Annotated in this window: 14 protein-coding genes and 1 pseudogene; 3 read left to right on the top strand and 12 right to left on the bottom strand. The window is 64.4% G+C overall.

Annotated features, from left to right (window positions below; genetic code table 11):
- Positions 1 to 25 precede the first annotated feature (25 nt).
- Complete coding sequence (locus ACIBJI_RS18865) at positions 26 to 802, top strand: hypothetical protein (protein WP_397085025.1); 777 nt, start codon at positions 26 to 28, stop codon at positions 800 to 802.
- A 198-nt stretch (positions 803 to 1,000) separates the two neighbouring features.
- Here the strand turns inward: ACIBJI_RS18865 and ACIBJI_RS18860 are convergent.
- The 5 genes and pseudogenes from ACIBJI_RS18860 to ACIBJI_RS18840 all read right to left on the bottom strand — a co-directional run.
- Positions 1,001 to 1,132: pseudogene (locus ACIBJI_RS18860) on the bottom strand (hypothetical protein); the annotation flags it as partial.
- Positions 1,133 to 1,242: 110 nt separating this feature from the next.
- Positions 1,243 to 2,274, bottom strand: coding sequence for a hypothetical protein (locus ACIBJI_RS18855; RefSeq protein WP_397085023.1), 1,032 nt, complete (start codon positions 2,272 to 2,274; stop codon positions 1,243 to 1,245).
- A 400-nt stretch (positions 2,275 to 2,674) separates the two neighbouring features.
- Positions 2,675 to 3,694 carry an inner membrane protein YhjD gene (gene yhjD / locus ACIBJI_RS18850; RefSeq protein WP_397085021.1) on the bottom strand — a complete coding sequence of 340 codons (1,020 nt, stop codon included), beginning with the start codon at positions 3,692 to 3,694 and terminating at the stop codon, positions 2,675 to 2,677.
- Between the two features lie 70 nt (positions 3,695 to 3,764).
- Positions 3,765 to 4,799 carry a tryptophan--tRNA ligase gene (gene trpS / locus ACIBJI_RS18845; RefSeq protein ID WP_396957502.1) on the bottom strand — a complete coding sequence of 345 codons (1,035 nt, stop codon included), beginning with the start codon at positions 4,797 to 4,799 and terminating at the stop codon, positions 3,765 to 3,767.
- A 410-nt stretch (positions 4,800 to 5,209) separates the two neighbouring features.
- Positions 5,210 to 6,142, bottom strand: coding sequence for an oxygenase MpaB family protein (locus ACIBJI_RS18840; RefSeq protein WP_396957501.1), 933 nt, complete (start codon positions 6,140 to 6,142; stop codon positions 5,210 to 5,212).
- 361 nt (positions 6,143 to 6,503) lie between these two features.
- Here ACIBJI_RS18840 and ACIBJI_RS18835 point away from each other — a divergent pair, with 361 nt between their 5' ends.
- Positions 6,504 to 7,145 (top strand): TetR/AcrR family transcriptional regulator, encoded by a 642-nt coding sequence (locus ACIBJI_RS18835; RefSeq protein ID WP_397085019.1) that lies wholly within the window; start codon positions 6,504 to 6,506, stop codon positions 7,143 to 7,145.
- 64 nt (positions 7,146 to 7,209) lie between these two features.
- Here ACIBJI_RS18835 and ACIBJI_RS18830 read toward each other — a convergent pair whose 3' ends face one another.
- Genes ACIBJI_RS18830 through ACIBJI_RS18820 form a run of 3 tightly spaced genes read right to left on the bottom strand, consistent with a single transcriptional unit; the run spans position 7,210 to position 9,032 of the window.
- Positions 7,210 to 7,695, bottom strand: coding sequence for a barstar family protein (locus ACIBJI_RS18830; protein ID WP_364346418.1), 486 nt, complete (start codon positions 7,693 to 7,695; stop codon positions 7,210 to 7,212).
- Positions 7,695 to 8,180: a ribonuclease domain-containing protein gene (locus ACIBJI_RS18825; RefSeq protein ID WP_364346416.1), complete on the bottom strand. Its 486-nt coding sequence runs from the start codon at positions 8,178 to 8,180 to the stop codon at positions 7,695 to 7,697. Before ACIBJI_RS18825 ends, ACIBJI_RS18830 begins: the two co-directional genes overlap by 1 nt.
- A gap of 36 nt (positions 8,181 to 8,216) precedes the next feature.
- Positions 8,217 to 9,032, bottom strand: coding sequence for an exodeoxyribonuclease III (locus tag ACIBJI_RS18820; RefSeq protein ID WP_364346413.1), 816 nt, complete (start codon positions 9,030 to 9,032; stop codon positions 8,217 to 8,219).
- 64 nt (positions 9,033 to 9,096) lie between these two features.
- Between ACIBJI_RS18820 and ACIBJI_RS18815 the strand changes: the two genes are divergently transcribed.
- Entirely contained in the window at positions 9,097 to 9,948 is an 852-nt protein-coding gene (locus tag ACIBJI_RS18815) for an alpha/beta hydrolase (RefSeq protein ID WP_364346411.1), read from the top strand.
- 44 nt (positions 9,949 to 9,992) lie between these two features.
- Here ACIBJI_RS18815 and ACIBJI_RS18810 read toward each other — a convergent pair whose 3' ends face one another.
- The 4 genes from ACIBJI_RS18810 to ACIBJI_RS18795 form a co-directional block, all read right to left on the bottom strand.
- Positions 9,993 to 11,255, bottom strand: a complete 1,263-nt coding sequence (locus tag ACIBJI_RS18810) for an acyl-CoA dehydrogenase family protein (protein ID WP_364346409.1) — start codon at positions 11,253 to 11,255, stop codon at positions 9,993 to 9,995.
- 55 nt (positions 11,256 to 11,310) lie between these two features.
- Entirely contained in the window at positions 11,311 to 12,192 is an 882-nt protein-coding gene (locus ACIBJI_RS18805) for an SDR family oxidoreductase (protein WP_364346407.1), read from the bottom strand.
- 75 nt (positions 12,193 to 12,267) lie between these two features.
- Positions 12,268 to 13,146 carry a MaoC/PaaZ C-terminal domain-containing protein gene (locus ACIBJI_RS18800; RefSeq protein WP_396957500.1) on the bottom strand — a complete coding sequence of 293 codons (879 nt, stop codon included), beginning with the start codon at positions 13,144 to 13,146 and terminating at the stop codon, positions 12,268 to 12,270.
- Positions 13,147 to 13,159: 13 nt separating this feature from the next.
- Positions 13,160 to 13,597, bottom strand: a complete 438-nt coding sequence (locus ACIBJI_RS18795; protein WP_364346403.1) for an SRPBCC family protein — start codon at positions 13,595 to 13,597, stop codon at positions 13,160 to 13,162.
- Between the last annotated feature and the right edge of the window lie 38 nt (positions 13,598 to 13,635).

Genomic DNA, 13,635 nt, shown 5'->3' with positions numbered 1-13,635 from the left:
CCGGTCCCAGGTTGCCTGGTAGACCATGGACTGGCCCCGTCTGGCCCTGCTGCCTCTGGGATGCCTGCTCCTCGGCGCACCTTTCGATCCGTTGAATGTTCCTCGATCAGTACATGAGTTTGTCGGTGTCCACGCCGATGATGTGCAGGTGCGCACCACTTTTGAGCAAACGAAGGCAGATGCTGGCCGCCTTGAGCAATGGCTGGAGCCGTTGCAGCTGGATGGCGAGCCATCGTTGAAAGTTACGGACACTCTGACGCGCCACGTCGCGGAGTGGGGGCGAGATCAGGGGTGGGTGCCACGGTTCGAGGCGCCAAGTGCGACGACACGAACGAGTAGGCGTGGGAAGGTCTGGCGCGGGCGCATTGATGTAGTCTTCGATCGCCCGGGCCACCCAGAGCTTGCGATCGAAATTGACAGCCGGAACAACACAAGGTCGTTGGCGAAGCTGGTCGACGAATTCGAGGCCCGATCGTGTGCTGGCATATGGTTGCGATGGGGACCGAAAACCGCAGCGTCGCATAGCTTTACGGGGGCGAGCGGCTTCGATCCGGAGCTGGTTGTTCCTCCACCAATCGTGATGGTGTTTCTGGACATCATGTGTCACAAGAAGCTGTACTACCGCCCGGCGATCGAGGTTGCTGTGAAACCTCCGGCAACACCTGACGAGATCAACGCCGCTCGCACGCCGCGCGGAGGATGGACTCGTGACCAGCTCGCGGAGTGGGGTGTGCCGTGGCCGCCGCCGCGCGGTTGGCAGGAAAAGTTACTGCGTCAAGCCGGGCGCTCCGAACAGAGATAGGTTCCCGCGCGTTCGTTCAGACGGGACGATGGCTCGCAACCCTGCCCTCCGGGTGGCGCTGGCCCGCCGCCGAGGCGGATTCCACGCGGCCGTCAGGCCGCGGATTCCGGTCCATAGCGCGCGGGCTGGTTTTGTGGACGAAGGCGGCGATCTCGTACCCGCCGGTTGACATCGCCAATTTCGCGATGAGCACCCACTTCACCGCAGATTGACCTTCTGCGCCAACTCTTCAGCAGATGCGTTCGAGTTCGCTGAGCCGATCTTTCGCCGCTGTTCATTGTTGTACAGATCCATAGGCTCGTGATGCCGCAGGTTCCCATCGACCTTTTCGTGGCTCGTCGTCTAGGTCTGGGTCAAATCCTCGCCGAACTTTTGCGTAGTCAACGGATTCGCCTCTTGATGGCGCTGCGCGAAAGTGGTGGCTAAGTCTCCAGCCGAGTTCACTGCATGTTTTCGAGGTGCGGGTGGTCGAAGGACGTGGGGCAGATGTAGATCTGCATGTTGTAGCCGCGGCCGATCGTCACCATCGGTGGATCCGACGGCTTGCGCAGCCCGATGGGGCCCGAAGGGGCCTCGCGGTCTTCGAGAGGGATCCAGCTACCACTTCCTCCGTCCCATTCTCCAGAACTGATGGTGAGCAGCGGCTGGTACTTGGCGTTGCAGATTTCGCAGTTCATTGGCCACGGGTCACAGAAGCTCCACGGTCCCCAACCGCCGACCTTCCACCCCGGAGCGACGGCGTGCTCGTACTGGTAGTAGGCGGAGCCGGGGTTCAACTCCTCCGGATCCTCCTCGGGCCATTGCCTGTGCCCCCAGTCGTACAGGCGCTGCGCGAGTTCCTTCGGCAACTCGTGCGGTGCTGGGTACTCGCACACGACCTCGGGATGCAGGATGCACGGCTCGGGAACGTAGTTTCCGTAGTGCTCGACATCGGCGGGCTCTGGCGGGTCGGTGAGCAGCTGGTTGACCGTGCTGGAGTCTCGCCAGACGAGGTGGGCCGCGGGAAGTCCCTCTTCGTGATCGATGGGGCACCACAGCACTTGCAGGAGGTCCGTTCCTTCGGGGCCGGCTAGCCCAGGTATGTCGCGAAGGTAGAGCTGAGCGACTGGGAGCAGCGCATTCGGCTCGGTGTGAGCAGGATGGCCTGCTTCGAGTTCGGCGAGGTATGCCGACTCTTCGGAATCGAGGAACGCCTCGCCGGGCGCGCAAGGACGAAGCCACGCCGCTTCCAGTAGTGCCCGGTATCGGCGGACATCAGCAAGGGAGACGGGAAGCTCCCCGTGGTCATGTTCTTTCGCACAGACCGGCCATTGCTCGTCGGCAGGCCACAGGAGCGGACCACCGATGGAACTCCCGTGAACAGTCGGCTGGCCAGGACGGGGGTGCAAGCGGACTGCCTGCCGCGCCAACGGAACCAGCTCTGGGAACACCGACGCGATATCAACCGGCCGAGGCGGGGTGGTTCTCGCCATCGGAACTCCTCCAAACGGTCACCAACGAGTTTCGGGCGGCACTCTATACGTATGGCCTGACAGCCTTTCAGCGAGCAACTAGATTGCTCGGTGATCGTTGATGCGGCCGTTGCTGTTAGGTGTTCGGACGCATGTCCTATCTCTGTGGGTGGTAGGAGCTGATACGAATGTCGTTGCGGCCGAAGGATTTACCCGCGACCCCCGCGCAAGACGGCGGCGTTAGCACGCGCGGCGTTCCCGATGAATACGCTGGCGATGCGGCTGCGGGATCGTCTCGTGAGGTGTTCGCCGACGAGCCATTCACCTGGTGCTCCCGCGCACGGTTTCTCACGCCGCGCACGAAATCGCGGGGCAAAACCATGCGCGGCGCGCGAATTGGTGCGCGGGAACCGAGAGGGGTTCAGCGGCGGCGCAAACCCGAAAGCACCAGCGCCGCAAGGGCACCCACGCCGAAGTAGGCCGCGCCGGTGCCCATGGAGAGAGCGGCCGGGCTCATGCGGGGCTTGATTACGGCGGGGGCGGGTGGGGGGATTTCGGCTTCGATCTCGTTTTCCGATGCCGTTGCGGCCCAGGCGGTTGCGAACAGGATGATGCGATAGGTCGTGTAGCTGAACACCATCAGGCCGATGATCGATCCGAATACCGCGCCCGCGGGGCTGTGCAGCACCATCTGCAGGTAGAACGATGCGACGTATTTGAAGATTTCGAAGACCACTGCGGCGATCGCCGCGGCTCGGGCGGCACTTCGCAGGGTGACCGGCTCGCGGGGCAGGCGTGCGATCACCCAGACGAACACCGCCCACGAAGCGAGGAAGCCGAGCAGTATCGAAATGAGGACCAGGATCAGCCGCGCACCGGGCAACTCCGACAGGCGGAACGTCTTCAGCAGTCGCGCGCCGAGGGTGCTCGACGCCAGCGTGGACAGGCCGATCGAGACCACGAAGGCCAGACCGAGACCGATCAGCGCGCCGAGGTCGGAGAGCTTGCTGAGGAACCAATTGCCTTCCGGGGTCTTCTGTTCCCATTGTTCGGTCAGTGCTGCCCGCAGATTCGCCATCCAGCCGAGTCCGGTGTAGACACCGACGAGCAGACCGAGCGTACCGACCGTGCCGCGCGATCGGACGGCCTGATCGATCAGATCATTGAGTTGGCCGCCGAGTGATCCCGGAATGTTCTCGATGATCTTGTTCCGCACTTCGGTGAGCATTTCCGGGTCGCCCGACAGCACGGAGCCCGCGATCGCGAAGGCGACCATCAACATCGGAAACAGCGACAGCACCGTGAAATACGTGATCCCGGCCGCGTAGTAATCACCGCGTTGCCGTTGATAATTTCCGCCCGCGCGAATCAGATGATCCAGCCATGGCCGCGACTGGATCCGCCGTTCGAGCGCCGCCTTGATGTTGTCGATCACCTGCATCTGTCACGCCCCTTCAACAGAGACCGCGCGCGGTGCTGGTCGACGAGCGGTCGCTAGCGGTATTCCCCAGCTAGCGAGCCAAAAACCCCACCCGGTCGTAAACCTGCGCCAGAGTGTTGCCGGCAATCTCGCGCGCTCGCTCGGCACCTGCGTCGAGGATGCGGTCGAGTTCACCCTGATCTGATAAATACTCTTCCACTTTCGCCCGCAGCGGGGTGACAAATTCGACCAGCGCGTCGGCGACATCGGATTTCAGATCGCCGTAGCCCTTACCGGCATAGTCGCGTTCCAGCGTGACGATCGGTGTGCCGCTGAGCGAACTCAGGATCACCAGCAGGTTGCTGACGCCCGCCTTGGTTTCCGGTTCGTAGCGGATTTCGCGCTCGGTATCGGTGACGGCGGAGCGAATCTTCTTGGCGGTGATCTTCGGATCGTCGAGCAGGCTGATCAGACCGGCGTCGGTGGAGGCCGATTTGCTCATCTTCGAGGTCGGATCCTGCAGGTCGTAGATCTTCGCGGTGCCCTTGACGATATGCGCCTCCGGCACCACGAAGGTCTTCTTGAACCGAGTGTTGAAGCGCTGGGCCAGATTTCGGGTCAGCTCCAGATGCTGGCGCTGATCCTCGCCGACCGGCACCTGATGCGCACGGTAGAGCAGGATGTCCGCGGCCATCAGGACCGGATAGGTGAACAGTCCGACGCTGGCGTTCTCCGCGCCCTGTTTGACCGACTTGTCCTTGAACTGGGTCATCCGGCTGGCCTCGCCGAACCCGGTGATGCAGCTGAGCACCCAGGTCAGCTCGGCATGCTCGGGCACCTGGCTCTGCACGAACAGGGTGGAGCGCTTGGGGTCGATGCCGAGCGCGAGCAGCTGCGCGGCCGCGGCCTTGGTGCGCCGGCGCAGTTCCTTCGGATCCTGCGACACGGTGATCGCGTGCATATCCGGGATGAAGTAGAGCGCGTCGTAGTCGTCCTGCATGGTCACCCAGTACTGCAGCGCCCCAAGGTAGTTGCCGAGATGGAAGGACGCGCTGGTGGGCTGGATCCCGGACAGCACCCGCTGTTTACGTTCAGCGGCCGGGTTCGTCTGAGCAGGACTGGACATATCCCGATCTTCGCATGCGGTGTTCGCTCAGCGGCGTGCGCGGGTCCCTCCGTGGCTACGCTCCGCTACCACCTCCAGGCCCGTCGCTCACGCCGCAGTGTTCGACCAGCGACCTGTGCGGGTCCCTCCATGGCCACACTCCGCTACCACCTCCAGGCCCGCCACTCACGCCGCAGTGTTCGACCAGCGACCTGCACGAGTCCCTCCATGGCCACACTCCGCTACCACCTCCAGGCCCGCCACTCACGCCGCAGTGTTCGACCAGCGACCTGCACGGGCCCCTCCATGGCCACACTCCGCTACCACCTCCAGGCCCGCCACTCACGCCGCTGTATTCGACCAGCGACCTGCGCGGATCCCTCCATGGCCACACTCCGCTACCACCCCCAGGCCCGCCACTCACGCCGCGGTCACGCGGAATGTCGCGCCGCCCAGTTGCGTGGGTCGACACCGGGCATGCTCGGGCGGCCGGTGCTGTGCAGTTCGCGTTCCCGCTTGGACAACAGTCTGTAGACCGGCGCGCTCGGACCGGCCAGCGTCCCGCGCAGCACCGGCGGCAGCAGCGGCGGTGCGATATGCGCGGTGCGCACGCCCTGGGCGAGCGCTCGGAAGGCGAGTTGCTCGGGAAGCCCCCAGCGCATCCCGTACATATCGCGGATGCGCGGCGGCAGACTGCCCTGCACCAGCAGGTAGAACGCGTCGACGACCTGGCGGATCGGCCCGCGCTGCCGATAGGGCATGCGCTGACCGGCCAGATACGAACCGACCAACCGTGCCTCATCGGTGAGGAACAACTCGTCCGAGGCGAGGTAGTCGTCGAAGGATTTCCGGAACAGCGGGTAGCTGCCGGGCGCGGCCTCGCGCGGCATGCCGAACAGCTCGCCCCAGCGGACGTAGTCCTGGTAAAGACCCTCACGTTCGCCGTCGGTGAGCGGGCGGACCAGCAGATCGTGCATTACTTCGGCCGAGTCGAAGGCGAAGGCCATGGTCATGTACATCAGATGCGGGTCGAATGCGGAGTAGCCGGTGCCCGCCGGATGGTGCGGGCCCGCGTCCTCGGGCAGTTCGCCGACGACCTTCACATGCTTCTTGGTGGTGAAGGCGAGCGCGCGATCCGCCTCATCCTTACTGCCGAGGAAGACGGCCTCGAAGAGCTTGCCGGTTAACGCGAGTCGCGTGTACGGGGTCATCCGATGCTCGGTGTTCTCGGCGGTTCCGACGTAGAGCAGCGGATTGACCGCGCCGATCACCAGGGCACGCTGACCGTAGGTGAGGCCAACCGCGCGTTTGCTCATGACGCGTCGGGCCATCGAATGTTCGGCGAAGTAGCCGGGCTCGGACATCGCTGCCTCCTCGTTGAGCGCGTGCCGTGGGGCGCGTTTGCCCCGCCATCCCTGGCATCGGGATGCACAGCATCTGACAACAGAATCCACCAGATTTCATAATCTGGCAATATCCCATGCCAGATTGCTGTCGTGCTCGGCTACCACGATCCGGTCGACCGGAACCACAGCCATGCCAGAATCGCGGTATGAGTGCATCGCGAAGCGATTCCGTGGGGGCGGTGGTCACCCAATCAACCGGACTGCATCGCGGAACGATTCCGTCAGGGGGCGTGGTCGGGCAACCGGCGGACCTGCATCGCGCAGTGAATCCGGTCGGGCGACGAGCGAGCAAGCATCATGAAACGACTCCGGTGTGGCGATGAGCGGCCCGACGAAACGTGCCTACGGCGGCGTCTCCGCCGATGAACGCCGCGCCCAGCGACGCACGACACTGCTCGATGCCGCACTGGAGATCATCGGCACCCAGGGCATCGCCAAGCTCACCGTCTCCGGGCTGTGCGCACAGGCTGGACTCAATGAGCGCTACTACTACGAAAGCTTCGACAGCCGCGATGCGGTGCTGGCCGCACTCATCGATCGGATCGCGGAGGAACTGGCCGGGGCGATCATCGGTGCGTTGCAGACCGCACTGTCCGATACCCGAGCCAAGGCGCATGCCGCGATCTCGGCAGGCATTCATCTGCTCACCGACGATCCGCGCAAGGCGCACGTCGCACTGGTCGCGGGCATGGCGACGCCGGAACTGCGCGCCCGCACGAACCAGACGGTGCGGGTATTCGCCCGCATCGTCGCCGCCGAGGGCATCGACTTCTACGGCATTACCGACCCGAATCCCGATCCCACCATCGACTTTCGCGCCACCTACCTGGTCGGCGGCCTGGTCCAGACCCTCACCGCCTGGCTACAGAACGACCTCCCGCTCACCCGCCAAGAACTGATCGATCACACCACCGACGTCTTCGTACTCCTCGCCGATGACCTCGCCAGCCGCCTCACCTGAGCCAGACCGGCATGAATGGTTGTTCCCCGCGAGACCGACAGCCAGCATTCGACTGTGCTCGGCGCTACGGGCTCAGGCGGACGATTTCCGGGTCGGATGGTTCGCCTTGGAGCACGACCCGGAAGGCCAGGCCCTTGGTGGACCAGTATTCGGCGGCCTCGCGCATGGCTTCGATGAACCATGCGCGTTCTTCCAGTTCATCGATCAGTAGCTCGGCCGAATCGCGGATCACGGCAACATACCCGGCGGCGGGGCCGACGAAATCGTCGAGATCGCGCAGACATTCGTCGAAGGCGTCCTTATTCGCGCCGAAGTAGTACGGGAATTGAAAGGCGGGCGCGAATTCGTCGAAAACGCCTGCGGTGGTGCGCATTTTGGGCCCCCGCAGTTCGCGTACCGCGTAGTCGACGGGTGCGTCGTAGCGCACGCCGCTGAGCGTCGGCGCGTCGACGGGAAGGGCACCCACCACCGAGGACGGCGCCGAAGCCGCGGCGTCGGTGGACCGCCGGGCCTCGGGGCGGGCAAGGAACTGCGATAACGGAACTGTCATCAGCGCATCCTCGTGAAGGTTTCGTAGTGGTCACCGGTGTACCAGGCCGAACCATCGCTGCCGGTGACGATGCGTTCGGCATCGCGGGAACGGTTGGGCTGCTTCGGGTTCACATCCCATTCCTGGTAGGTGACGGCTTTACCCGCCGAATCCTTGGCGGGCAGCGTGCCGCCGCGGTTCATCCAACGGTCACCGCCCTTGGTTCCGGACGCGTTCGCCGAATCCGGCCAGCGGCCCGCGTCGATTTCGGCCAGGGTCGCATAGGCGCGATCCGGCACGCCGGGGGCTCGCACTGTGGATGTGGTGGTGACATCCGGGCCGCGCGCCGGAACAGCCACGCTGACGCTGCGCGTGGTCGAGGTGACCGATGCCCCGTTCGGCTTGCTGTCCCCGCCACCACGCGAAGCGAGCAGTGCGATCACCAAGGCCAGCAGGGCCACACCCAGCGCGGCGAAGGCGCGAACCCGCTTCGAGGAAATATTCATGCGATCCCGATCTCCAGCGCTGCCATATCGCGAACCTTATCGGTATTGCACCGTGACGGGCGCGTGGTCGGACCAGCGCTCGGCATAGGTGGCGGCGCGCTCGACCACGGCCTGCTTCGCCCGTCCAGCCACCTCGCCACGTGCCAGGTGGTAGTCGATGCGCCAGCCCGCGTCGTTGTCATAGGCGCGGCCGCGATAGGACCACCAGCTGTACGGGCCCGCGACGCCGAGATGCAGGTTGCGCACCACGTCCACGTATCCGGCGGCGAGCATGCCGTCGATCCAGGCCCGCTCCTGCGGCAGGAAGCCGGAGTTCTTCAGGTTGCCCTTCCAGTTCTTGATATCGAGTTCGGTATGCGCGACATTCCAGTCGCCGCAGATCACGAAATCGCTGGTCTGGGCACGCATATGGGCGCCGATCTCGTCGAGGAAGCGGTACTTTTCGTCCTGCATCGGCGTATCGGCCTCGCCGGTATGCACGTACACGCTGGCCACGGTCAATTCATCGAATTCGGCCTCGACATAGCGTCCGGTACCGGCGAATTCGGCGCTGGGATGCCAGGTTCGGTCCTGCCAGCACCCGAGTCCGATGCGCACGGCACGCGGTTCGCGACGAGACAGGATGCCGACTCCGGCGCGTCCCTTCGCTCCCGGTTCCGCATGCGTCAGATACCAGCCCGCATCCAGTGCGGGCGCGAGCGCGGCGCGGGTCTGCTCATCGGTTGCCCGGGTTTCCTGCAGGCAGATGATGTCGGCTTCGGTGACCGCCAGCCACTCGAGCATCCCCTTGCCCGTTTTGCCCGTCGCCGCACGGACCCCGTTCACATTGATCGACGAGATGATATAAGGCACCAGACGACCGTACAATGCTGGTCAGACGAACTCCCCCGGGACATCGCAGTCCAGGAAGGGGTGAATGACGATGAAGTCAGGCACCACCAACTCTCCCGCCCCCATCAAAGCGCTGCATATCGGCTCCGGTGATCCGGTTCTGCTGCTGCACGGGTTCATGCTTTCGCCGCACTGTTGGGAACAGGTTGCGCTGCGGCTTTCCGCGCATTGCGAGGTATTCGCCCCCGCCTTCGCCGGCCACTGGGGTGGTGAATCGATCGACGGCTGGTCGACCGATGTCCATGCCCTCGCCGACCGGATCGAGGATCAACTCGACGAACTCGGTTGGCGTACCTGCCATATCGCGGGCAATTCGCTCGGCGCCTGGGTCGGCTTCGAACTGGCCCGACGCGGCCGGGCCCGCACCCTGACCGCGATCGCACCGGCGGGCGGCTGGCAGTCGCCCTCGCTCATCCAGTTCCGCGTCGGGGCGAAGTTCCTGTCGCTGGTGCCGATCGTCCAGGTGGGTAAGCGGCTCGGCGGGCTCGCGATCAACAATCCGATCGCGCAACGCTTCGCACTTCTGCTGCTCAGCAAGAACGCCGCCGCCGTCTCGCGCCGCGATATCGCAGCCGTGATCACCGCCGCTCTGCATTGCGACGTCATGATCCCGTTGATCCTCGGCACCGTGCGCGCTCCCGCCCTGGAAGACCTGTCCAACCTTCCGACCCCGGTGCGCCTGCTGATGGCCGAATACGACCGAATCATCCCCAACCGCGTATACGCCCGCCGCTTCCTGCAGGAACTGCCCGACTCCGCCGACCGCATCCTGGTCAACGGTGTCGGGCACGTCCCCATGCTAGAAGCTCCGGACCGCATCGCGACCCTGATAGCCGAACATATCTACGCCAGCCGCACACACTTGCGCGCGGTCTGAACACGTGCCGTTCGGCATGTGCTGTGCCGACGGCAAAGTTCGCGCTACTGGGCGAGCAGACCCTTGGCTATGTGGGTGACCTGGATTTCATTGCTGCCCGCGTAGATCATCAGGGACTTCGCATCACGGGCGAGTTGTTCCACTCGATATTCGGTCATGTAACCGTTACCGCCGAAGAGTTGGACCGCGTCCATGGCTACCTCGGTGGCGGCCTCGGACGCGTAGAGCTTCATGGCCGAGGCCTCGGCGAGGTTCGGCGGTTTACCGGCCTTGCCGCGCTCGAGGGTGTTGAAGACCATGTTCTGCACATTGATTCGGGCGATCTCCATCTTGGCCAGCTTGAGCTGCACCAGCTGGAAGCGGCCGATCTCCTGGCCCCACAGCTTGCGGCTCTTGGCGTAGTCCAGGCACAGCCGGTGACATTCGTTGATGATGCCCAGCGCCATGAAACCGACACCGATGCGTTCGGCGGTAAAGCTGGAGCGGGCACTCTCCCGGCCGTCGCCGCCCTTGTGCTCCTCGGTCTCACCGAGCAGCCGGTCACGACCCAAGCGCACATTGTCGAAGAACAGTTCACCGGTCGGCGAAGCGTGCAGGCCCATCTTCTTGAACGGCTTGCCCTGGGTGAGGCCGTCCATACCCTTGTCGAGCACGAAGGTGAGCACCTTACGCTCGCGCTTGTCGCCGCCATCGCCCTCGTCGAGCTTCGCGTAGACGATCATCACATCGGCGAACGGACCATTCGTGATGAAGGTCTTCTGACCGTTGAGGATGTAGTCCTCGCCGTCGCGCCTGACGTAGGTCTTCATGCCGCCGAACGCATCCGAACCCGAGTCCGGCTCGGTAATCGCCCATGCCGCAACCTTTTTCATGGTCACGATGTCGGCGAGCCAGCGCTCCTTCTGGGCCAGGGTGCCCCGCGACATGATGGTGGTCGCACCGAGGCCGATGGACACGCCCATCGCGGTCACCAAACCCATGCAGACGCCCGACAATTCGGCGATCAGCACGGCCATCAGCGACTCCTGGCCGCTGAACGGGCCACCGCCGGAAACCTTTTCCTTCTTCTCCGGCTTCGGCTCCCCGGCCGCGATGGCCGCCGCACGAGCCTTCTGCTTGGCGAGCAACTTCTCGATCGCCTCACCACCCATGGCGTCGATTCCGAACTCGCTGAACAGCTTCCGGATGATCGGGTACGGCGTCATCTCACCGCTGTCGAGCGCGTCGAGGTGCGGACGTATCTCCTTGTCGATGAAGGTCCGCACAGCGTCGCGGATCATCACATCGGTTTCGGACCATTCGAACATCGTTGCTCTCCTAACCAGGGGGTGGCAGTCGGCGAAGCCGACGGGGTGCGTCAGCTCAGGGCAGCCGAGCGGCGATGTCGTCGATGAGCCAGGGGCCCTCGGCCTCGATCGTCTTCACGTCGTGCCAACCGGCGAGTTCGGAAATGGCACCGCCCTGTACCGCGAACACCTTGCCGGTGATCGCACACTTATCGGAAGCCAAGTATGCGACCAACGGGGAGATATTGGCCGGACTGAAGGCGTCGAAACCGCCCTCTTCCTCGGCCGCCTCGGCCTCGGCGGCCATCATCGCGCCCATGCCTGGAGTGGCCAGGGTGAGGCGGGTACGCGCGATCGGCGCGATGGCATTGACCCGCACGCCGTAGCGCGCCAGTTCCTCGGCCGCGACCAGGGTCAGCGCCGCGATCCCCGCCTTGGCGGCGCCGTAGTTGCTCTGACCGGCATTCGGCACCGTGATACCTGATGCCGATGCGGTGTTGACGACCGCCGCATTTGGCTGGTTGCCAGCCTTGCTCTGGTCCTTCCAGAACGCCGCGGCGTGATGCAGCACGGCCGCGTGGCCTTTCAGGTGTACGGCAACGACCGCGTCCCACTGTGCCTCGTCCATGCCCGCGATGAAGGCGTCGCGCAGAATGCCCGCGTTGTTGATCACGATATCCAGGCCGCCGAACTCCGAAACCGCCTGATCGACGAGCTTCTTCGCGCCGTCCCAGGTCGCGATGTTCTCGGTGTTCGCGACGGCCTTGCCGCCGGCCGCGACGATCTCATCGGCGACCTCCTGCGCGGGACCGACATCGGTACCCTCGCCGGAGTTGCTGCCGCCCAGGTCATTGACCACGATATTGGCGCCCTCGCGAGCGAACAGCAGCGCGTGCTCGCGGCCGATACCACGGCCCGCGCCTGTAATAACGGCGACTTTTCCTTCCAGTGCACCCATGTGCGTCGACTCCTGTCCTCTGCCCCGGTATCCCGTGGCGAAATGAATGTCGCGGCTCTCGCCGGGGACATGTGGCTAATCGGCGATCTCCGCGAGGCCGTCGCTCAGTACGACGTCCTCGCCACGGACCGTTTCGAAGGCGTAGATGGTGACGCCGTCGGCCGAGCCGACCTTCCAGATCCGGGTCTCCAGGTCGTCACCGGGGAAGACCATCTTGGCGAATCGAACGGCAAATCGCTTCAGCCGGTGGACATCCGAGCCCGCGACCTCGGTCAGCACGGCCCACGATGCGAAGGCCATGGTGCACAGTCCGTGCGCGATGATCCCGGGCAGACCCGCATCCTTCGCGACCTGCTCATCCAGATGCAGCGGCACCGGATCACCGGAAGCGGGCGAATAGCGGTAGGTCTGATCGAGATCGACATGCTGCGGCACCACCGCGACCGGATCATGTGCCCGCAGTTTCTCGTCGAATTTGTGCGCCGGTGCGGCGACACCGACCGTCTTGCCCGCCTCGATATTGCGGAAGAAGGCCGTCAGGTACTGCTCGTTCACCAATTCCCCTGCCTCGGTGCAGCATTCGATGAGAATGGTGATGGTGCTGCCATTCGAACGGCTGGCGTAGCCGATCGCCTTCGCCCGCGAGACCAGCCGGTCCCCCGGCAGGATCGCGCGGTAGAAGTGGAAATCCTGCTCCCCGTGCATGACTCGGCCGAAGATGTCCATCGGCGCGACATCGATCACCGGCATCATCATGGCCTCGAACACCGGGACGATGCCGAAGATCGGCGAGGCCACCTTGCCCGCCAGATGCGCCTCGATCGGATCATTGGTTGCGGCGGCGTATTCGGCGATCCGTTCCTTCGTGACCTCGAAATGTTCATCGTCACACCAGGTTTCGAGCCCGCTGTCGTCGAATTCCACTGGCCGGGCCACAGCGGCCTCCGTTTTCATTGCCGGCTCCTTCTCAGGCCGAGGCAAGAGCGTCGAGCTGTTCGAGCGACCGGTCCAGCTGCTTGAGACCGTCCTTCTCGACCGCCTTCCCGAGTGCGCCCTTGATCAGCGCGCCCTCGAAGTCCCCCGAGACCAGGACGGTGCTGCCGCCATCGCCCTTGGGCTGGATATCGAAGGTGAATTCGGTCTTCACTCCGGCCATTCCGGTGCCGCCGAGGGTGAGCTTGTTCGGCTGCTCGACCGCGACAACGGTCCATTCCAGCTTGTTCGCCATGCCGAGCATGACGATCTTCGCGACCAGCTTGGCCCCCTCGGCCAAGGTGGCGGGCGGCTCCTCCATGAAGCGCTCGTGGATGGTGAACCACTTGTCCCAGGTCTGCGGATCGGAGACGACCGCCCAGAGCGCGTCGGGGGTGGCGTTGACGTCCTTGGTGGCTTCGATATGGCCCATGAGTTACTCCTTGTCGAATGAATATCGTTGCTGCATCG

The organism is Nocardia sp. NPDC050408 (genome assembly GCF_044458905.1).
In the GTDB taxonomy this organism is placed as follows: Bacteria; Actinomycetota; Actinomycetes; order Mycobacteriales; family Mycobacteriaceae; genus Nocardia.
The sequence above is the reverse complement of the archived record's forward strand: the minus strand, read 5'-3'. Positions and strand labels throughout refer to the sequence as shown.